The 20,296-nt window shown below is 66.1% G+C and carries 18 protein-coding genes and 2 pseudogenes; 12 read left to right on the top strand and 8 right to left on the bottom strand.

Annotated features, from left to right (window positions below; translation table 11 throughout):
* Positions 1 to 107: 107 nt before the first annotated feature.
* A pseudogene (locus CBI38_RS02040) lies at positions 108 to 1,894 on the top strand (hypothetical protein).
* Between the two features lie 17 nt (positions 1,895 to 1,911).
* Here the strand turns inward: CBI38_RS02040 and CBI38_RS02035 are convergent.
* A complete protein-coding gene (locus tag CBI38_RS02035) occupies positions 1,912 to 2,781 on the bottom strand; it encodes a S49 family peptidase (RefSeq protein WP_109325961.1) in 870 nt (289 codons plus the stop codon).
* A gap of 41 nt (positions 2,782 to 2,822) precedes the next feature.
* Between CBI38_RS02035 and CBI38_RS02030 the strand changes: the two genes are divergently transcribed.
* The gene (locus CBI38_RS02030; protein WP_109325959.1) at positions 2,823 to 3,752 is read left to right on the top strand and encodes an LLM class F420-dependent oxidoreductase; all 930 of its coding nucleotides are present in this window, start codon (positions 2,823 to 2,825) and stop codon (positions 3,750 to 3,752) included.
* 28 nt (positions 3,753 to 3,780) lie between these two features.
* Positions 3,781 to 4,272 (top strand): metallophosphoesterase family protein, encoded by a 492-nt coding sequence (locus CBI38_RS02025; RefSeq protein WP_109325958.1) that lies wholly within the window; start codon positions 3,781 to 3,783, stop codon positions 4,270 to 4,272.
* Between the two features lie 12 nt (positions 4,273 to 4,284).
* Here the strand turns inward: CBI38_RS02025 and CBI38_RS02020 are convergent, their stop codons facing one another.
* Entirely contained in the window at positions 4,285 to 4,878 is a 594-nt protein-coding gene (locus tag CBI38_RS02020) for an Rv1733c family protein (RefSeq protein ID WP_109325957.1), read from the bottom strand.
* Positions 4,879 to 4,978: 100 nt separating this feature from the next.
* On the bottom strand, positions 4,979 to 5,950 hold the full coding sequence (locus CBI38_RS02015) for an AraC family transcriptional regulator (protein ID WP_109325956.1): 972 nt from the start codon (positions 5,948 to 5,950) through the stop codon (positions 4,979 to 4,981).
* Between the two features lie 81 nt (positions 5,951 to 6,031).
* Here CBI38_RS02015 and CBI38_RS02010 point away from each other — a divergent pair, with 81 nt between their 5' ends.
* On the top strand, positions 6,032 to 6,862 hold the full coding sequence (locus CBI38_RS02010; RefSeq protein ID WP_109325955.1) for a Rossmann-fold NAD(P)-binding domain-containing protein: 831 nt from the start codon (positions 6,032 to 6,034) through the stop codon (positions 6,860 to 6,862).
* A complete protein-coding gene (locus CBI38_RS02005; protein WP_109325950.1) occupies positions 6,862 to 7,329 on the top strand; it encodes an anthrone oxygenase family protein in 468 nt (155 codons plus the stop codon). The genes CBI38_RS02010 and CBI38_RS02005 overlap by 1 nt, the downstream gene beginning before the upstream one ends.
* A 1-nt stretch (position 7,330) precedes the next feature.
* Here the strand turns inward: CBI38_RS02005 and msrA are convergent, their stop codons facing one another.
* Positions 7,331 to 8,041, bottom strand: coding sequence for a peptide-methionine (S)-S-oxide reductase MsrA (msrA, locus tag CBI38_RS02000; protein ID WP_109325949.1), 711 nt, complete (start codon positions 8,039 to 8,041; stop codon positions 7,331 to 7,333).
* On the bottom strand, positions 8,001 to 9,194 hold the full coding sequence (locus CBI38_RS01995) for an acyltransferase family protein (RefSeq protein ID WP_109325947.1): 1,194 nt from the start codon (positions 9,192 to 9,194) through the stop codon (positions 8,001 to 8,003). The genes msrA and CBI38_RS01995 overlap by 41 nt, the downstream gene beginning before the upstream one ends.
* Before the next feature lie 253 nt (positions 9,195 to 9,447).
* On the opposite strand from CBI38_RS01995, the gene CBI38_RS01990 reads away from it, so the two are divergent.
* Both CBI38_RS01990 and CBI38_RS01985 read left to right on the top strand, forming a co-directional pair.
* Positions 9,448 to 10,071 (top strand): superoxide dismutase, encoded by a 624-nt coding sequence (locus tag CBI38_RS01990; protein WP_109334800.1) that lies wholly within the window; start codon positions 9,448 to 9,450, stop codon positions 10,069 to 10,071.
* A gap of 124 nt (positions 10,072 to 10,195) precedes the next feature.
* Positions 10,196 to 11,632, top strand: a complete 1,437-nt coding sequence (locus tag CBI38_RS01985; RefSeq protein ID WP_109325946.1) for an amidase — start codon at positions 10,196 to 10,198, stop codon at positions 11,630 to 11,632.
* Here the strand turns inward: CBI38_RS01985 and CBI38_RS01980 are convergent.
* Together CBI38_RS01980 and CBI38_RS40240 are read right to left on the bottom strand one after the other, a co-directional pair.
* Positions 11,617 to 12,981, bottom strand: a complete 1,365-nt coding sequence (locus tag CBI38_RS01980; RefSeq protein ID WP_109325945.1) for a YhgE/Pip domain-containing protein — start codon at positions 12,979 to 12,981, stop codon at positions 11,617 to 11,619. The two genes, CBI38_RS01985 and CBI38_RS01980, sit on opposite strands and share 16 nt — an antisense overlap.
* Positions 12,982 to 13,050: 69 nt before the next feature.
* A pseudogene (locus CBI38_RS40240) lies at positions 13,051 to 14,499 on the bottom strand (NF041680 family putative transposase).
* A gap of 300 nt (positions 14,500 to 14,799) precedes the next feature.
* Between CBI38_RS40240 and CBI38_RS01970 the strand changes: the two are divergent.
* The 5 genes from CBI38_RS01970 (at position 14,800) to CBI38_RS01950 (ending at position 19,889) form a co-directional block, all read left to right on the top strand.
* Positions 14,800 to 15,327, top strand: coding sequence for a peptidase (locus CBI38_RS01970; protein WP_109325944.1), 528 nt, complete (start codon positions 14,800 to 14,802; stop codon positions 15,325 to 15,327).
* Between the two features lie 284 nt (positions 15,328 to 15,611).
* Positions 15,612 to 16,310 carry a TMEM165/GDT1 family protein gene (locus tag CBI38_RS01965; protein ID WP_109325943.1) on the top strand — a complete coding sequence of 233 codons (699 nt, stop codon included), beginning with the start codon at positions 15,612 to 15,614 and terminating at the stop codon, positions 16,308 to 16,310.
* Positions 16,311 to 16,410: 100 nt separating this feature from the next.
* The gene (locus CBI38_RS01960) at positions 16,411 to 18,087 is read left to right on the top strand and encodes an NAD(P)/FAD-dependent oxidoreductase (RefSeq protein ID WP_109334799.1); all 1,677 of its coding nucleotides are present in this window, start codon (positions 16,411 to 16,413) and stop codon (positions 18,085 to 18,087) included.
* 13 nt (positions 18,088 to 18,100) lie between these two features.
* Positions 18,101 to 19,549, top strand: a complete 1,449-nt coding sequence (locus tag CBI38_RS01955) for an ATP-binding protein (RefSeq protein ID WP_109325942.1) — start codon at positions 18,101 to 18,103, stop codon at positions 19,547 to 19,549.
* A complete protein-coding gene (locus CBI38_RS01950) occupies positions 19,542 to 19,889 on the top strand; it encodes a UBP-type zinc finger domain-containing protein (RefSeq protein WP_109325941.1) in 348 nt (115 codons plus the stop codon). The genes CBI38_RS01955 and CBI38_RS01950 overlap by 8 nt, the downstream gene beginning before the upstream one ends.
* A gap of 9 nt (positions 19,890 to 19,898) precedes the next feature.
* Here CBI38_RS01950 and CBI38_RS01945 read toward each other — a convergent pair whose 3' ends face one another.
* A complete protein-coding gene (locus tag CBI38_RS01945) occupies positions 19,899 to 20,252 on the bottom strand; it encodes a hypothetical protein (protein WP_109325939.1) in 354 nt (117 codons plus the stop codon).
* Between the last annotated feature and the right edge of the window lie 44 nt (positions 20,253 to 20,296).

The raw sequence follows: 20,296 nt of genomic DNA, 5'->3' as shown, positions 1-20,296 counted from the left end.
CCGGCCGTCTTCTCCCCCACCGCGTGCCGGGGCAGATTTTCCCCGACACCTGATCTGACGCGGCCCGGTGCCGTTTGGTTCCACTCGATCTGTAATCTCGGAAAACGATGACGGACGACGTCGGATCGCGGTGGCAGCTCGGACCCGCCCGCGTCCTCCACCTGGCTCTGGGCCTCATCGCCGTATCGCTACTCGTCCGGTCGTGGGTGGCAGCTCGCAGCGACTTCTACTGGGACGATCTGATCCTCAGTGGCGGGGCGGGAGCCTGCCGCTCCTGTCAGCCGACCTTCTTGTCTACGACCACGACGGTCACTTGATGCCCGGCGCCTTCCTGGTCGCCGGTATCGCGACGCGAATCGCGCCCTACCAGTGGATCCTGCCGATGCTCACGATGATCGCGCTCCAGGCGGCGGCGTCCTACGCGGTCTTCCGGTTGTTGCGCAAAATTCTGGGACTGCGGCCCGCGGTGCTGATCCCTCTGGTGCTGTATTTGTTCACGCCGTTGACGGTGCCCGCGTTCGCGTGGTGGGCGGCGGCGCTCAACGCACTACCTCTGCAGATCGCGCTGGCCTGGGTGGCGGGTGACGCACTGGAGCTGTGCCGGACGGGACGACGCAGATACGCGATCTCCGCCATCCTCGTCACCGTCGCGGGGTTGCTTTTCTTCGAGAAGTCTGTGGTGGTGCCTTTCGTGGCGTTCGCGACCGTGGCGTTGCTCGCCCACGTCGACGGCGCTCCTCGACCGCTGTGGTCCACACTGCGGCGCGGCGCTCCCCTGTGGATCGGTTCGGGAGTGGTGCTCGGTGGGTGGGCGGCGCTGTACCTGTTCACCGTGGAGTCGCAGTTCGAGTGGGCAGGACCGTCTCGGGCGTTCCAGTTGTTCCACCACGCGACCTCGCTGGGTCTGGTGCCGACGTTGCTCGGGGGGCCGTGGACGTGGGACCGCTGGATTCCGAGTCCGCCGTGGGCGTCTCCGTCCCCGGCTCTCGTGGTGGTGAGCTGGCTGGTTCTTCTCGCTGTGGTGTTTGCGACGATGCGATCGAAGCGGCGCATCGGTGCGGTGTGGATTCTCACTGCCGGGTATTTCCTGCTGTCGGTGGCCGCGATGGTGGTCACCCGATGGGGAGCCGACACCACCTACGAGCTGGCCCAGACTCTGCGCTATTTCACCGACACGGCGGTCGTGTTGGCGATCGGTACCGCGCTGATCGTGCGGGCGCCCGCGCGGGGGCCCGTCCCGGTCCCGTTCCTCACCCGGCCGGTCGTGGCGGCGACCGTGGTCGCCGCGTTCGTGGTCGGCAGCCTGTGGTCGACGTACACGTTCACGCGGAGCTGGGCGGAGAACCCGACCACCGACTACCTGACCACGGCCCGCGCCTCCCTGGCCGAGCATCAGGACGCAGCCCTGCTCGAACAACCGGTGTCGATCTGGGTGCTGCTTCCGGTGGCGTATCCGAACAATCTCGTCAGCCGGGTCTTCGCGCCCCTCCCGGACCGTCCTGCATTCGCCGACAGCACGGACCGGCTACGGATGCTCGACGACTCCGGGAAGTTGGTCGACGCGCAGGTGACGTGGGTGCGGTCGCTCGAGCCGGGGACGGTACCGGACTGCGGGCATCTGGTGGACCAGCGCAGCTTCGTCCCAGTCGCTCTCGACGGCCCGCTGACGGGATGGGAGTGGACGGCCCAGCTGAACTATCTCGCCAGTGCGGACGGTGAGCTTTCCGTGGCCATGGAGGTCGGTGATCCCGTGCGGGTGCCGGTGCACCGCGGGCTCAACTCGGTGTACGTGCGCCTCACGGGCGGCGGGCAGAGTCTGCGGGTGAAGACGCTGACTCCTGACCTGTCGGTGTGTGTGGGTGTGGGCCCGGTCGGGGTCGTCGTACCGAAGTAGCCGGGCGTCCCGGGAGATCAGAGGCCGTACCGGGACCAGGCGATACGGGTACTCGCCGCCCCGACCACGGCTGCCAGTGCGTCGTCCCATCCGGCGGCGGGCAGACCGAGTTTCGCGAAGAGCGACCGGCGCGGGCCCGTCAGTTCGATGGTGGCGTCGGGGAATCGCTTCTCCACCACCTCGCGGAGGGTGCCGATTCCGTCCACGACGCCGAGTTCGACGGCCCGTCGGCCCAGCCACACTTCGCCGTTGAACAGCTCTTCCTCGGTCGCCTTCAGCTTGTCACCGCGGCGTTCGATTACCCAGTTCCGAAACTCGTCGTGGATGCCCTCCTGGATCTGTTCGAGCCACCGCACGTCCTCCGACTTCTCCGCGAAGAACGGGTCGAGGCGGGCCTTGGCCTCGCCTGCGGAGTGCAGCCGTCGCTCGATGCCCATGCGGTCGATCAGTTCCGAGAATCCGAACCCCGCCGAGATCACGCCGACGGAACCGACCACCGACGTCGCGGTGGCATAAATTTCGTCGGCCGCACATGCGAGCCAATATCCGCCGGACGCCGCGACATCTTCACAGAACGCAAGCACCGGCAGTTCGTGCTCGGACGCGAGCTGCCGTATGCGGGCGCCGATGTACTCACTCTGCGTCGGCGAACCACCGGGACTGTTGATGAGGAGTGCCACGGCCTTGGCGCCGTGTGCGGTGAAGGCCCGGCGAAGCGGTTCCTCGACCGACTCCGCGCTCAGGACCCGCCCGAAACCGGCGCCTCCCGACGCAATCATTCCGTGCAGGCGCACCACCGGGACCACGCCCGCACCGCCGCCACCGAGTGCGTCGGGCAACCTGTCGGCCAGCGGTTTCGGCAGGGAGAGCGGGATCTTCTTGGCCATGAATTCAGCGTACCGACGACGCATCGGGCAAAGTGGCTGCCATGGAGTTGCGAATCTTCACCGAACCTCAGCAGGGCGCTACCTACACCGACCTTCTGGCCGTGGCGCAGGCCGCCGAACAATTCGGCTATGGCGCATTTTTCCGCTCCGATCACTACCTCGCGATGAACAGTGAGGGCTTGCCCGGCCCGACGGACGCGTGGATCACCTTGGCCGCTCTGGCCCGGGAGACGTCCACCATCCGGTTGGGCACCCTCGTCACCTCCGCGACTTTCCGCCATCCGGGACCGTTGGCCATCTCGGTGGCGCAGGTCGACGACATGAGTGGTGGACGCGTCGACCTCGGGATCGGCGCCGGCTGGTTCGAGGAAGAGCACAAGGCGTACGGCATCCCGTTCCCTGTGCTGAAAGGGCGTTTCGAACGACTCGAGGAGTCGCTGGCGGTGATCACCGGGCTGTGGCGCACACCTCGTGGTGAGTCCTTCTCGTACAGCGGGAAGCACTTTCAGATCGAGAACTCACCTGCCCTTCCCAAACCTCGACAGCCGCAGGGCCCTCCCGTCGTGATCGGCGGTGCGGGCAAGAAGAAGACGCCGGCTCTGGCCGCGAAGTACGCCGACGAGTTCAACGTTCCCTTCGCCTCCATCGAGGACACGCGCAACATCATCGAACGAGTCCATCTCGCGTGCAAGACCATCGACCGCGACCCCACCGAGTTGGTGTATTCCAACGCGCTGGTGTTGTGCTGTGGCCGCACCGAGGAGGAAGTGTCCCGACGGGCCTCGAACATCGGGCGTGAGGTGAGCGAACTGCGGGAGAACGGACTCGCCGGGTCGCCCGCCGAACTGGTCGACAAGATCGGCCGTTACACCGAAGCGGGATCGCAGCGCATCTACCTGCAGACCCTCGACCTGAGCGACCTCGACCACCTCGAACTGGTCGCGAGCGAGGTACTTCCGCAGCTGAGCTGAACCAGGACAACTACAGCACAATCAGGGTATGAGGTTGCTGCTTCTTGCCGACACCCATGTGCCCAAGCGTGCGCGGGATCTTCCCGCCCTCGTCTGGGAGGAGGTCGACAAGGCCGATGTGGTCATTCATGCCGGGGACTGGGTGGACGTGGCGCTGTTTGATGCCCTCGAGGAACGGTCCACCCGGCTCGTCGCCTGCTGGGGAAACAACGACGGCGACGACCTGCGCGCGCGGATGCCCGAGACGGCTGAGGTGACACTGGAGGGGGTGCGCTTCACTGTCGTGCACGAGACCGGGGCGTCCACCGGCCGGGACAAGCGGATGTCCGCCGCCTACCCCGACACCGACGTTCTCGTCTTCGGGCACAGTCACATTCCGTGGGACACGGTCTCCGACACGGGTCTGCGCCTACTCAATCCGGGGTCACCCACGGATCGGCGTCGTCAGCCGTTCTGCACGTACATGACGGCCGAGGTTCGGGACGGGGAACTGCGCGAGGTCGAACTGCACCGACTGTGAGGGGCTGCCCGGTCAGTGGCGGGTGGTCGAGTCCAGGAACTGGCGGAGGTCGCGGTCCCACTGGGCGTCGCGGGCATGGTTGAGGGACGCCCGGGTGATGAGGAATCCGGACATCGCGATCATCATCACCACGAACCAGGTGAACAGTCCGGCGATCACTCCGGCCACTCGTGCGGCAGACGCCGACATCGGCTGGGTGGTCAGGTTCCCTTCGCCGTCGACCCAGATCTGTTCCTCGGTGCCGGCGGGAGTGGCGGGATCGACGGTGATGTCGGCGCGGCGGGTCTGGTCACCCCACGTCCACTTGGCCGGGGCGGTATCGACTCCGGACGGTGCGACGTCGGAGGACATCGTCACGCCTGTGGAGTCGGCGAGGGTGGTCGCGGTGACGGTCCGAAACTCGGAGGTCTGCTGCTCGGCCAGCACCTCTTGACTGGCGGCGGTCTTCGCACCCGCGAAGATGGCGAGCGGAAGCATCGCAAAGGCGAGCACGATCACTGCGAGCGTGAGAAGGTTCTCGATGCGGTCGGAACGTCGCATCAGAGGGTTGCGCCGGGTGGAGCCGGGCCGCAGCGGCAGCCCTCCCGCTCGAGAGTTCTTCCACATGTCGTTCCGGTCCTCTCGCCGACAATCTCCTGCTTCCAGGGTCGTACGCTTCGCAAACAAGATCAAGTCATCGAGGTGTGTGCTTGGGCACTGTGTGGTATTACACCTCTACTGATACTCCTCCCGAGGTTCGTCCGCATAGGGCCAGTTCCCGGTGTTCTTTGGGGCTCATTCCCCGTACTCGCTTGAATGCCGCACTCAGCGCGAAACCGCTGCCGTACCCGACTCGTTGCGCAACCGCGGCCACGGTGGCGTCGGGCTCGCGGAGCAGGTCGGCGGCCAGAGCAAGCCGCCAGTGGGCCAAGTAGGTCATCGGCGGCTCCCCGACCAATTCGGTGAACCTGCGGGCAAGGGCAGCCCGGGACATCCCGGTCTCGGCGGCAAGCGAAGCGACGGTCCATGGTTGCGCCGGATTGTTCTGCAGGATGCGCATCGCCTTGCCGACCACCGGATCGGTCTGTGCCCGCACCCACGACGGCGTCTCGACCGCAGGCCGGGCGAACCACGCACGCAGCACGGCGATGAGCAGTAGATCGAGCAACCGGTCGAGAACCGCTTCTTGACCGGGCTCGTCGCGCACCACCTCGTCGTGCAGAAGGGTGACCAGCCGGGAGTCCCAGTCGGTGCGGCGTTGCACTATCAGCGGGGGCAGCGCCGACAGCAGGCGGCGGCTGATCTCGCCGGGAGTCGTATACGTTCCGGTCAACAGCACGGTGCGGCCGTTAGGGTTGTTTCCCCACGTCCGGACGCCCAGATCCATCGATTCGGCGAGCGGTTCCCCGTGCAGCGTCGTGCAGCTCTGGTCGGGATTGATGACGACGCGCGGCGCCCTCGCCGGGTCGTCCGCAACGACGTAGCGTTCCGGTCCACGCACGACGGCGATGTCCCCCTCGGTCAACCGGATGGGTTCACCGGCATGGGGGGAGATCCACGCCTCGCCGCGGCCCACGGCCACGAGACTGAGCGGTGCACGGTCGTCGATCTGCAGCGACCACGGTGGTTCCATGATCGAGCGGAGCACGAAGGCTCCGGTGGCTCGGGGACCGCTGATGAGACCGGCGAGGGGATCCATGGACGCGATCGTAGACGCTGACGTATGGATGAGCGCTTCTCGACCATGGATAGTCTCACCACTTCCGTCTTGACTGGACGCATGACAACGACAACCTCCACCCTCGTCCTGACCGGCACCGGCAAGATCGGCGGTCGCGTTCTCCGCGGACTCGGCGCCGCGGGAGCGCCCGCCCGCAGTGGTTCACGATCCGGCCACCCGCCCTTCGACTGGGACGACGAAGACACGTGGACGCCCGCGCTCGAGGGCATCAACTCGGTGTACATCGCCTACTACCCAGACCTCGCCGTGCCGGGGGCCGCCGAGGTGGTCGAGAATTTCACCGAGACTGCGGTGGCAGCCGGAGCACAACGGCTGGTCCTGTTGTCCGGCCGGGGCGAACCGGAGGCGGAGCGGAGCGAACAGGTGGTGCAGAAGTCGGGCGTGGAGTGGACCATCCTTCGCTCGAGTTGGTTCAGCCAGAACTTCAGTGAAAGTTTCATGGCCGACTCGTTGCGCACCGGAACTCTCACTCTGCCCGTCGGCGATGTCCTCGAACCCTTCGTCGACGCCGACGATCTCGCCGACATCGCCGTCGCCGCACTCACCGAGGACGGACACGCGGGCGAGTTGTACGAGGTGACCGGCCCCCGCTTGATGTCGTTCGCTGACGCCGTCGCCGCAATCTCGGAGGCAACGGGGCGCGACTTCCGTTATTTCACCACCACTTCGGCGGACTATGCGTCACTGCTGGCCGCGGCGGGGTTGGCCCCCGATGCGATCGGTTTGCTCACCTACCTGTTCGAGGACGTTCTCGACGGGCGGAATGCATATCTCACCGACGGCGTGGAGCGGGCTCTCGGACGGGCACCGAAGGACTTCACCGACTACGCCCGTGCCGCGGCGGCAGCGGGCGTCTGGAAGGAGGGTTGATGGTGCGTTCCCTGCTGATCGTCACGGCCGTGGGGGCGGGGTTGATCGGCGGTGTGATGTTCGCGTTCTCGACGTTCATCATGCCGGCGCTGAGCCGCCTCGAACCGCGACAGAGCATCGCGGCCATGCAGGCGATCAACCGTGCAGCGCCGAATGCGTTCTTCATAACCGCGTTGTTCGGTACGGCGGTGACCTCGATCGCGCTGGCGGTGGCGACGGTGGTCCGGCACGACGCCTCGGCGAGCTACGCAGTGGTGGCGTGCGTTCTCTATTTCACCGGGATCGTGTTGACGGTGGTCTATCACGTCCCTCGCAACAACGCGCTGGACGTGGTCGATCCCGGCGGGAACGACGCAGCGGACGTCTGGGGAAACTACGTGCGCGGGTGGACTGCGTGGAACCACGTCCGCACGGTCAGTGCACTGTCGGCCTCGGCGGTCCTCGTGTGGGCAGCGACCGGAACCTGAGCTACGACGGCGGAAGCACGTCCGTCTGAGAGGGGACCTCGTCCTGCTTCAGCACTCCGACGGGGCAGCTGACTCCGGTGGCGTGCACCGGGCAGTAGCCGCCGGGGTTCTTGGCGAGGTACTGCTGGTGGTAGTCCTCCGCGTAGAAGAACTGGGTGAGCGGGGCGATCTCCGTGGTGATTGCCCCGTAACCGGCGTCGGCGAGGCGTTTTTCGAAAGCCTCGGCCGTCGCTTCCGCGATCTCGATCTGCGACTCATTCATCGTGTAGATCGCGGACCGGTACTGCGTGCCCTGGTCGTTGCCCTGCCGCATGCCCTGGGTGGGATCGTGATTTTCCCAGAACTCCTTCAGAATTTCAGCGTAGGAGATCACGTTCGGATCGAACACCACGAACACGACCTCGGTGTGCCCGGTCCGACCGGAGCAGGTCTCCTCGTAGGTGGGATTCGGGGTATAGCCACCTGCGTATCCGACAGCGGTCGTGTACACGCCGTCGAGCTGCCAGAACTCTTTCTCGGCGCCCCAGAAACATCCCATCCCCAGCACCGCAGTCTGCATTTCTTCGGGGAACGGCGGCTGCAGCGGATGACCGTTCACGAAGTGCGTCGCCGGAACCGGCATCGACCGATCCCGGCCGGGGAGCGCACCCTCGGCGGTGACCATCGTCGACTTAGCGGTTGCCCGACCCAGCAGCTCGTCGTACCAAGACATGACTCGATGCTACGCGCGCAGTCGCAGGCGTTTCCTCGACCGATGTCGCCGTTTCACCCTGGTCCGGAATGTGCGCGGCAACCCACCGCGAGGCAGGCAATTCCACCCATCGGTACAGCGCCTCCGAGATCAGCGCGGTCACCAGGAGGAAGACGACGATGGCGCCGGTCGCGCCGAAATGACCGACGGTGTGCTCGTACACCCGGTACAGAACGAGCGTATGGACGAGGTAGATCGCGTAGCTGCGCGTCGCCGTCCAGCGGACGACGGCCCAGTGAGCGGCCGGGCCGTCGTACCGGCCGACGAGCACGACGCAAGCGGTGACGACGGCGAATGTCCACAGGTAGTGCTCCCCTGCCCAGTACACCCGGAAGTCGGTAGCGAGGTGTATGACGTTCACCTGGGCGAGCCCGGCGATGATGATCCATCGTGGCTCCGCGAGCCTGGCCCACCCGAGGTAGATGAGTTGACCGAGGAACACGGCCGGCAACGTCGCGGCGATCTTGGAGAGCATCGGGACCGTGTAGGGCTGCGGCACGTACAGGTTGTACAGCAGGATCAGGGCGCAGATCGCGGCGCCGGCGAGAGGCATCGCGATAGGGGCGGTACGTAGGACCGGCCGCGCGGCGACGCAGGCCACATAGAAGAGAATCTGCACGGCCAGGGTCCAGGTGACGCCGAGTACCGCGACTTCCGGTTTGAGGAAGAATCCGCCGAGCACGAAGCTCAGGAGGGCGTCGACGTTGGAGATTCCGTCCTGCCCGCTGAACATGCCGTTGATTCCCAGGCGTACCAGGACGACGGCGGCGAGAATCGCCACCCAGAATGCGGGCAGGATGCGCCCGAGCCGGTTGAACAGGAATCGCCCGGGCGGGTGACGAATGGCCGAACGGGTGATCAACACCCCGGTCAGCATCATGAATACAGCGACACCGAGAAAAGACAAATGCTGATTCAGTCCGGCCCGTTCGATGAATATCTGATAGACGACGTCGATGAACCACCATCCCGTTCCGAGATCGTCGATCAGATAGAACGAGATGTGCGAATAGATAACGGTCAGGACCGCGAAGAAACGCAGCAGATTCGCGCCCGTGAGCTCCACGCGCGGGGCGGCCGCGTGTGAATCTGCAACAGGTATCAGCAAAGGCACCGCGACAGCTTAAGGTTCCGTTCACCGGGCAGACGAATTTTCACGACCGCCGAAGCCGCCGTGTCAGATTTTTCGGGTAGCCGAACTTTACTGTGAGGGAATCGCCCCCTGTGCCCCGGTGTTGCGCACGGTGTACCAATGAGATTGGGTATATACCCGAGAACGATTGGAAAAGGCGGGTGCGTGACGCATGCTCACGCGGCGTTCGCACCCGGAAGAATCAGGGCCACACGCCCACAAAGAAGGGACCCTCGTGTCTGAATACACGCTGCCGGAACTCCCCTACGATTACGCAGCTCTCGAGCCGCACATCTCCGGCAAGATCATGGAGCTGCATCACGACAAGCACCACGCCACCTACGTCAAGGGCGCCAACACCGCCCTCGAGAAGATGGCCGAAGCCCGCGAAGACGGCACCATCGCCGACAAGGCGCTGCTGCTCTCCCGCAACCTGGCCTTCAACCTCGGTGGACACACCAACCACTCCATCTTCTGGAAGAACCTCTCCCCCAACGGTGGCGACAAGCCCACCGGCGAGTTGGCCGCCGCGATCGACGACCAGTTCGGTTCGTTCGACAAGTTCCAGGCTCACTTCACCGGTGTCGCGACCACCCTGCAGGGTTCGGGTTGGGCACTGCTCGGCTACGACACCATCGGCCAGCGCCTGGTCATCGAGCAGATGACCGATCAGCACGGCAACATCACCGCCGCGCTGATCCCCGTGGTCATGCTCGACATGTGGGAGCACGCCTTCTACCTCGACTACCAGAACGTCAAGCCCGACTACGTCAAGGCTTGGTGGAACATCGTGAACTGGGCAGACGCCGAGGAACGCTTCACCCGCGCCCGCACTCAGGGCGCCGGCCTCATCGGCTGATCTCCTCTCTTCTCTCACGAGCGCACAGAACGCCTCCGGGCATTTCTGTGCGCTCGTGCCGTTCTGGCGCCCTCACCACTCCGGAATTCGTCCGAGTTGGCCGTGCGTCCAATAGCCTTGATCCGTGACCGACAACAGCACGCCACGCAAGAACTCCGCCGTCCACGCCTTCCGCGACGATGCGCTCGGCGATCTGGACGCCACCGGTATCGCGGAGCGGATCGCGTCCAAGGAAGTCTCGGTCCGTGAGGTGACCGAAGCGGCAATCGCCCGCGCCGAGTCGGTCGAACCTTCACTGTGCGGGCTGGCGTTCCCCGACTTCGACCGCGCCCTGACAGAATCGGGACGCCCCCACGAAGGCGTGTTCGCCGGGGTGCCGACGGTCATCAAAGACAACGTCGACGTCGCCGGCCAGCCCACCCAGCACGGCAGCGCAGCGTTCACCGCCACTCCGGCCCGGGCCGACAGCGACTTCGTGGCGCAGTACCTGTCCACCGGAATCGTCTCGCTCGGAAAGAGCCGGCTACCGGAATTCGGGTTCAGTGCCTCGACGGAATTCATGGATGCAGAACCGGTGCACAACCCGTGGAACCTCGCGTACTCCCCCGGCGCCTCGTCCGGCGGTTCGGCCGCGCTCGTCGCGTCCGGGGTAGTTCCGATCGCCCACGCGAACGACGGCGGCGGCTCCATCCGCATTCCCGCCGCGGCCTGCGGGCTCGTCGGACTCAAGCCGTCCCGGGGTCGCACGGTGCCCGATGCCATGGACAAGACGCTGCCCGTCAGGATCATCTCGCAGGGCGTCGTCACCCGGTCGGTCCGTGATACCGCTCGGTGGATGGCCGCGGCCGAACGCTACTACCGCAATCCGACGCTGCCGCCCATCCGATTGGTGGAGGGGCCCAGCACCATAAGGCTCCGCATCGGGGTGGTCGTCGATTCCGTCACCACGTCTCCCACCGACGACGAGACACGAAAGTCGGTTCACGCCACCGCCGACCTGCTCGCCGAGCTGGGACATCACGTCGAGGAAGCACCGATGCCGGTGCCCCAGTCCTTCGTCGACGATTTCTGCACCTACTGGGGATTCCTCGCGTTCGTCATTTCCAACAACGGCAAGCGGATGCTCGGGCCGGATTTCGATCGAGCCGCTACCGACAACCTGACACGCGGGCTGGCTGCGATGTACCGAAAGAAAATGGCCAGAACACCCCAGATGCTCTACCGGCTGCGTCGTACGTACCGCGAGTACGCCCGGGTGTTCCAGACGTACGACGTGGTGCTCTCACCCACCCTCGCACACACGACACCCGAACTCGGATACCTCTCCCCCAGTCAAGGTTTCGAGGAACTATTCGACAAGCTCATCGCCTACACGGCGTTCACGCCGCTCAACAACGCATCCGGTGGCCCTGCCATCTCGCTGCCACTGCACGAGACGTCGCAGGGGCTTCCGCTCGCCTCGCATTTCTCCGCGAATCACGGGGACGAGCGCACACTGCTCGAGTTGGCGTTCGAGTTGGAGCAGGCAACTCCCTGGCGACGCATTCAGGATGCGCGCTGAAAGTTACCTCTTCGCAGGCTCATCCAGACGACAAAGCCGGCGAGTAGCACCGTGGTGCACCCGAATCCGACGGCCAGGTGACCGGCGGTCAGGATCGGAGTCGAGCCACTGACGCTGCGCGACACCGCGACCGGATCCGCGAGAACTGTCGCCAACTGCGTCTGCTGCGCCCCGGACCGGGCCGGCATAGCGGCCACGCCGGCATTGAGATCGGTCGACAGCTGCCCCGACAGTGCCTTCAATTTCGCGAAGCCGTCGACGATCTGCGTCGTGGCACCGGCCAGCAGCTCGGGAGCCTGATCAGCGATCGGGACGATGCCATCGTTCAGTTGGCGCGCGCCACTGCTCAGTTCGGCACTTGCGTCGGTCAGCTGTCCCATCGCCACCCGGACGAGTTCACCCAGGTCGGTGTCGGGGCCGACTTGCTCACCCAGAAGCCCCGGGACCGAAGTCAGCTGACCTGAAAGCAATCCCAGGTCCGCACTCACCTGCTGTAGGGCCGGAACCACCTCGGGCGCGACGGGAGTGGCCGCGAGAACGCGGATCGCCGCATCGATTCTCGTGCGCATCTGCACGGCACTGTCGTTCGCTTCACCCAAGGTCAGTCCCAGCGCGCTCAGCCGATCTGCCAGGTCGTTCGCCGTTCCGGCCGTCTCGTCGACCACACCCGCTACCTGATCCGCCACACCGAGGAGTTGCACTGCGCCCGATCGCGCCGTCTCGAGGTACGGCAGCAGCGTGTCGGCGCCTGCGGTGAGTTGCTGTGCCGCATCGTCCGCCGCGGACGTGCCCGCCGCGAGAAGTCCGGCGGCCATCCCCGCCTGCTGAAAGGTAGTCCGTGACTTCGACATGTCGGCCAGCAGGTCGGCGACACCGTCGGCACCGACCTGAGAAGACACCACCTCGGACAGTCTGAGGGATGCCGCCTCGTCGGAGCCCTCCACGTCGAGACCGAGGGTGGCCTGCCGCGGTTTCGTACCCCAGATCGACGACACGGCGGCGCTGAAGTCCTCGGGCACGGTGACGGTGGCGAAGTAGTTGCCGGTCTCCGCCTCGTCGGCCGACAGCACCGCCCAGTCGAAATCCTGATTCGCTTCGAGATTCTCGATCAGGGATTCGCCGGCCCGCACTGCCTCCCCCTCGACCGTGGCACCCGCATCGGCGTTCACGATCGCCACCGTCCGGCTGTCCGGCGCGTCGCCGAGAAACAGGGCGCCGAGGCCGGCCGCGGAGACGGCGACGAGCGCGGTCAGCCCGAGTGCGGCTGTGCGCCGGGGTGTGAAGAACTGTCGCATCGTGTCGGTTGCGGCGTGGTGGCCGACGGATTTCCCTGGGCGCTCAGACGTCATTCCGGTGAGGGTAGGGGGCTTTGATAGCGCGCGGTTGTGGGCTTTCTGAGGGTTCTCTGAGCTTGATCTTTAACCTGGGCAGGCGGCCCCGACGGGTTTTCTAGCTTTGGTTTCGGCGCGTTTGCCCACGTGGTGATGCGGTGCGCGGTGGGTGTTTTTCGATCCGGGTGGGCGTCCGGGTCCGGGTCGACTGGGTTTCGGTGCACTGGCCGGAACAGGCATCGTCGCGCGGGTGCGCGAAAACCCTCGACGAACCTGTGCCGGCGTCAATCGTGTTGGTGGGACGGGTCGTTCCCACGGGCGGCGTAGGTCCTCGGCCAGAGGACGGGCGAGCCGGAGTTGGGCGTAGGCCACCAGCACGATCCAGGTCCAGCGGTCGGCCGCCTCGGGACTGCGGAGCTTCGGGGCGGTCCACCCCAACGTCTGCTTGAAGAAACGGAAGGTGTGTTCGAGGTCGAAGCGCCGCAGAAACATCTGCCACAATCGGTCGATATCGGCGGTTCCCGCACCAGGATGTGAGTACCAGAGCCACACCGGTTTGGGATGCCGGTCCCGGGCAGGTGATCGACCGTCAGCCGGATCACCGTGCCTTCGACGATCGGTGGCGGTCCCGGGTGGTCCGCCCACGAGCCACGATGGACGAGCCTCGGGTGCAACCGATTCCACGCCGCAGCGGTGGCTGTTCCGTAGCGATCGGTGTCGGTGCTGGTGGTGGTCTCGGGTTCGGGCCAGGTCTGGGGTCGGCGAATTTGAAGTCGGAACCGTGCCGGGGTGGGCGCCCGGTACGGCCCGGTGGCGGCGCCGGGAAGCACAGCACCCGGTCCGAACGCATCCGACCCAGCACCTGCACCGGGAGATCGGCGAGCACGAACGCCAGCCGGGCCAGCTCGTACCCGGCGTCGAACACCAGCAGAATGTCCGGGTCGCCGTCGCGGTGGTGCCCGGCGTCGCGCAACCGCGTGATCACTTCACGCACCTGGGTGGCCGTCACAGCGGTTTCGTCGTCGTCGGGGCGTAGGCGGACCGCGTCGAGCACCGTCGTCCACGAGGTACGGCCGGTCTCGAGGGCGGCGACGAACGAGTACGGCCACCCCGGGATCAGCTGTGCCTGATTCTTCCCGCGGCCGTAGACGTGGCAGAACCCCGCTGCGGACTCGTCGGTGCATCCGGGCGCAACCAGGCACTGATGTCGACGGCCAACACGATCCGGCCGCCGCGATCACGCGGGATTGTCAGCCCGCCGAGGGCGCGGCGCAGCCGAGTGTAATCTATTCGGCCGCAGTTGATTGCGTCGTACAAGGCGCCGTGACCGCGCCGATGCTCGGCGGCCAGTGACAACTCGACCAGGGTGCGAACCGCGGTGCCGGAACACAGCAGCGCATCGGTCAACTCGAACAAAGCATCACCTCGGGCCGGCAGGGACCGGTAGAACTCTTCGCGGAACGACACCAGGTCGACACGCGGATCGGGGACCGATTCTTCCCCGACCGCCCGCCGATCGGGCACACTGATACTCACGGCCACCGCCTGTCTTCGTCTCGAAAGTTCTCTGGAAGGAACTTCAAGATGATCAGGCGGTGGTCGCCTCATGCCGCTGCGACACGCCGAACAACACCAGCACCAACTGCCCCACGCCACGGCAGAGGTTAAACGACAAGCTGAGGAACGGGCGCCCCCTGCCGACGGGTGAGCACTCCTGTGCGTTAGCACTCATATGCACTTGTGTGCCAGGCATTGTTCGGTGCATTCTTCAAGTACCCAACGAGGTGTGCGCACGAGGCATGTTTCCAGCACGTCATTCACACCGAGGAGGCAGAGATGAACAGGGACGGCTACATCGGCATCTCGCCCTTCCAGGCCGCAGGTACTTTGCGCGGATTCGTCATTTCGGGGCGTTGGCCCGACACCACCAAGGAATGGGCGCAGCTGCTTGCCCTCGCGGTCCGGGTGGCGTGCATTCCGGGGCTTCTGCACACCACGACGGTGTTCGGCGCCCGCGAGGATCTGCCGGAGGAACCGGAGCCCGAGACCGTCGGCCTCGTGGTTGCCGAGGGCACGGTCCTCGGTGAGTTCGCGCTGGCTCCCGGGCGGTTCGCGGACCATCAGCCACCGGCATTGATGATGCTGCACCCACCGTCGGAGACCACGCCGTCGTTGCCGGAATGTGCAGGCGCGGCATCCGGTTGCGTCCTGCTGCCCGGCCTGCCTCACCTGGGTCTCGACCACCGGGCGGCGTGGGTGGAGGCGGAGGCGGACGGCACGGTCACCTCCATGGTCAGCCGAGTGGGCATCGACCCGATCAGCGACCCCGACACTGCCGTTTTGGCGATGCTGCTGGCATCGTGAGGGTTCCCGAAACCTCACGACGAGGTTGCCCAAACTTATTGTCGCCTTTGCGTTTTCGGATCCGCCCCGCTAGCGTGAAGGTCAGCGAAGGGGAGTAGCCCCCAATCGCCAGTGTCGACATATCGGTACTGTGACGCGAGTCACCGGACCCGGCCTGGTGAACCGGCACCGAGAGGCCTCTCGGTGCCGGTGGGCGAGACCTTCGGCCGAGTGGGCGCGCCAGTGCCTGCCACGCCGGGGGACCCATCTGTCAATCCTCCGACTGACTGCTCTAGGAGGATGTTGTGCTGGCCGCCGTGCTGCTGAGTTTCGGGGTGATCTTCGTCGCCGAACTGGGTGACAAATCCCAGCTGATGGCGATGACGTTCGCGCTGCGCTACCGGTGGTGGGTGGTGATCTCGGGCATCACGGTCGCGACGACGGTGGTGCATCTGGTGTCGGTCGCCGTGGGTCACAGCCTCGGAGTCGCACTTCCCACCGGCGCGATCAGTGTGGTCGGTGGGGTCGCGTTCCTGATCTTCGGTGCGTGGACATTGCGCGGTGACCGCCTCAGCGACGATGAGCAACTCAAGGCCGGCCGCACCGCCCGCTCCGCGTTCCTGGCGGTGACATCCGCCTTCTTCCTCGCCGAACTGGGCGACAAGACGATGCTCGCCACCATCACCCTCGCCACCGACCACGACACGGTCGGCGTGTGGATCGGCTCGACTGTCGGCATGGTGGCGGCCGACGCCCTGGCTATCCTGCTCGGCGCGGTCCTGGGCAAGCACCTGCCGGAGAGAGTCATCCGCATCGGTGCTGCGGTGTCGTTCTTCGCCTTCGGGGCCTGGTTGCTGCTGGCAGGTCTGCTCCCGGGCAGCGCGGCGGGCCCACTCGCGGCCGGCGCCGTCGTCGTCACCGCCGTCGCTGTCGTAGCTGGTCGTACCGTGTGGTCCCGTCGCCGGACGCACGCTCCGGTGAAGGATCAGGAGTTGCTGCATTGACCGCACTCCGGTGTCTTCCCGGCGAGTCGACAACGTCACGCAGTACGGGCGATACTCGACGCGAAAGTTGCTCAATGTTCTCCGCGGACGAGAGGCGTGTGTGAACCATCCAGTTGCGAGCGCCAAACCCGCGCTTCTCACAGTCGACGACGATCCGGGAGTATCTCGCGCCGTCGCGCGGGACTTACGGCGCCGGTACGGCGAGAAGTACCGCATCATCCGCGCCGAGTCCGGCGAATCCGCACTGGAAGCGCTGCGCGAGCTGAAACTGCGCGGCGACCCCGTCGCGGTCATTCTCGCCGATTACCGCATGCCGGCCATGAGCGGAATCGAGTTCCTCGAGAAAGCCATGGACCTCTACCCGGTGGCCCGTCGCGTGCTGCTCACCGCATACGCGGACACCGATGCGGCGATCGAGGCGATCAACGTGATCGACCTTGACTACTACCTGCTCAAACCCTGGGATCCGCCGGAGGAGAAGCTGTATCCGGTGGTCGACGCGTTGCTCGACGCGTGGGCGTCGTCGGAGCGGCACCCGGTGGAGGAAACCAAGGTGATCGGCCACCGCTGGGCGGCCCGGTCGTCGGAGGTGCGCGAGTTCCTCGCACGCAACCAACTCTCGTATCGCTGGTACATGTCCGACGAACCGGAAGGCGAGCGACTCCTCGCCGCCGCAGGTGCCGACGGACTGCGGTTGCCTGTCGTCATCTGCCCGGACGGTGATGTCCTGGTCGAGCCGGCCGACACCGAGCTGGGCAATCGGCTGGGGCTGCGGACGTCGCCGTCGGAGAACTTCTACGATCTCGTCGTCGTCGGAGGCGGTCCCGCCGGGCTGGGCGCCGCGGTCTACGGCGCCTCCGAAGGTTTGCGCACCGCGCTCGTCGAGCGGACGGCAACCGGCGGGCAGGCGGGTCAGAGCAGCCGTATCGAGAACTACCTCGGATTCCCCGACGGCGTGTCCGGCGCCCAGCTGGCCGACCGCGCCCGTCGGCAGGCAACTCGGTTCGGGGCCGAGCTGATCACCACGCGCGACGTGGTGGCTCTCGAGGTGAACGGCTCGGCGCGCACGGTGCGATTCGCCGACGGCCACACCATCGACGCGCACACCGTGATTCTGGCCACCGGGGTCTCCTATCGGCGCCACCCCGCGCCCGGGATCGACGAGCTCACCGGACGTGGGGTCTTCTACGGGTCGGCCGTCACCGAGGCGGCCCGCTGCGCGGATCAGGATGTGTACATCGTCGGCGGCGCCAACTCTGCCGGGCAGGCCGCGATGTACCTGGCGCGCGGTGCGCGCACCGTCACGATCGTGGTCCGGGCGAAGTCGCTCGAAGACTCGATGTCGTATTACCTGATCCAGCAGATTCAGCAGAACCCGCGAATACGCGTCCGGCCGTGCACCGAGGTGGTCGGAGTGGAAGGGGACGGCCACCTCGAGAGGATCCGGCTGCGCGACAATGCTGGTGGGTACGAGGAGACCGTCGATGCCGGGTTCCTCTTCCTGTTCATCGGGGCCGCCCCGCGCACCGAGTGGCTCGACGGTGTGGTGATTCGCGACGAGCACGGATTCGTGGTGTCGGGCCCGGATCTCGTCGTGGACGGGAAGGCGCCGAGCGGCTGGCCACTCGACCGGCTTCCGCACCACCTCGAAACCAGCGTCCCCGGAATCTTCGCCGCGGGCGACGTTCGGTCGGAGTCGGCCAAACGGGTGGCGTCGGCAGTCGGTGAAGGGGCGATGGCTGTCATGCTCGTGCACCGCTACATCGGACAACCGTGACCGGGGGCAGACCGTGACCACACTTTCCTGTTCCCCGGAGGAGCTGAGAACGCTCTTCCTGTTCGAGAAACTCGACGATCACCAACTCGGCCAGCTGTGCGCAAGCGGTCGCGTCGAGCTGATCGAACCGGGTCCCGTCTTCGCCGAGGGCGATGCCGCGACCTGCTTCTACGTGCTGATGGAAGGCGAACTGGTCCTCGGCAAGTTGTCCGGGGGCGAGGAGATCGAGGTCAACCGAACCTCTCAGCGCGGCGTGTACGCCGGGGCGTGGCAGTCGTATCTCGGCGATCGCGCACCTCAGACGTACACGACATCGTTGCGGGTCACCACGCCGTCCCGGTTCTTCGTGTTGGACGCCGACCGCTTCGGCGCCCTGATGCACGAGTGGTTCCCGATGGCAGTTCACCTCCTCGAAGGGCTGTTCTTCGGCACAGAAAATTCCCGTCAGATCGTCGACCAACGCGAGCGGCTCCTCGCCCTCGGCTCACTGTCTGCAGGATTGACGCACGAGCTCAACAACCCGGCGGCCGCCGCAGTCCGGGCGACGGCCTCGCTCCGCGACCGGGTGTCGCACATGCGGCAGAAGCTCGGTGTCATCGCGTCCGGGGTGTACGACCGGCAGGCACTCGCGACACTGATTCGGTTACAGGAGGAAGCGGCTGAATTGGTGGCGAAAGCCCCCACACTCACACCGCTGGAAGCCGCGGATCGTGAAGACCAGCTCGGCGACTGGTTCGACACGCATGGCGTCTCCGGCGGCTGGGACCTCGCTCCCACGTTCGTGCAGGGAGGCCTCGACATCCCCTGGCTCGAGCGGATCGTGGCGAGCGTCGACGACGACGCGGTGGTCGAGAGCACGATGCGGTGGCTCAACTACACCATCGAGACAGAGCTTCTGATGAACGAGATCGCCGATTCGACGGCCCGGGTGTCGACTCTGGTGAATGCCGCGAAGCAGTATTCCCAGATGGACCGTGCCCCGTACCAGCGCGTCGACCTTCGCGAACTGCTCGACAGTTCGCTGGTGATGCTGGGACGCAAGATCGGCGACTCGGTCGCGGTGGTGAAGGACTACGACGCTTCCCTGCCTCAGGTTCCTGCCTATGCGGCGGAGCTCAACCAGGTGTGGACGAACCTTATCGACAATGCCGTCGCCGCGATGCAGGGGCACGGCACTCTCACCGTCCGCACCCGGCGGGACGGCGACATGGCGCTCATCGAGATCGGCGACACCGGTCCCGGTGTGCCGGAAGAGATCCGCTCGCGCATCTTCGAACCCTTCTTCACCACGAAGCCCGTCGGAGAAGGCACCGGCCTGGGCCTCGACATCTCCTGGCGCATCGTGGTGAAGAAACACCGCGGCGATCTCCGCGTGCACTCCGAGCCGGGTGATACCCGCTTCCAGGTTCGCATCCCGATCGAGCCGGAAGTGACAGCGATGGAAGGAGATTCGCATGGGTGAAGTGGAAGGCATCGACACGAGCGTCGCACCGAGCGGTACCGGTTGCGTCGAATGCGACGCCGCCGGTGGGTGGTGGGTGCACCTGCGGCGCTGCGCACTGTGCGGACACGTGGGATGCTGCGACTCCTCCCCGGCGCAGCACGCCAGCCGGCACGCCGCCGACACCGGCCACCCGGTGGTGCAAAGCTTCGAGCCCGGCGAATCGTGGTTCTGGAACTACGCCACCGATCAAGCGTTCCAGGGCCCGGAACTGGCTGCACCGCAGCATCATCCGCTCGAGCAGACCATTCCGGGCCCCGCCGACCGCGTGCCGCAGGACTGGCAGAAACACATCCACTGATCTGCCGACCTAGAGACCGGCACCGTTCACTTGTGCTGCGGTCGCAGCGTCCTGTTCGTCGTAGCGGGCAAGCGTCACCTCGAACGTCGCCTTCATCGCCGCGGCGTGGCGTTCGTGCGCGGCGAGAACACCGACCGCGGTGTTCTCGTCCGCCACACCCGAACCGCCCACGGCCGTCGCCCGAAAGCGCTCTGCCAGCGCCGCGGCCGACCACAGATGCGTTTCGCCCAAACCGAAGTTGTCGGGTGCGAGTTCCCGGTACGCCCGCAGTCGCAACTCCGCCATGTCCGACTCCAGCGCGTCACATGCCGCGATGCAGCGCAGCAGCGCCCCGCGATCGACTTCCATCTGATTCCCGGTCATCCGTCCCCCCACCGTTTTGCCTGCGCCTCCCGTGCGCACGCGAA

It is taken from the genome of Rhodococcus oxybenzonivorans (assembly GCF_003130705.1).
Classification (GTDB): Bacteria; Actinomycetota; Actinomycetes; order Mycobacteriales; family Mycobacteriaceae; genus Rhodococcus_F; species Rhodococcus_F oxybenzonivorans.
Note: the sequence above shows the minus strand (reverse complement) of the source record. Positions and strands in the feature narration are given on the sequence as shown.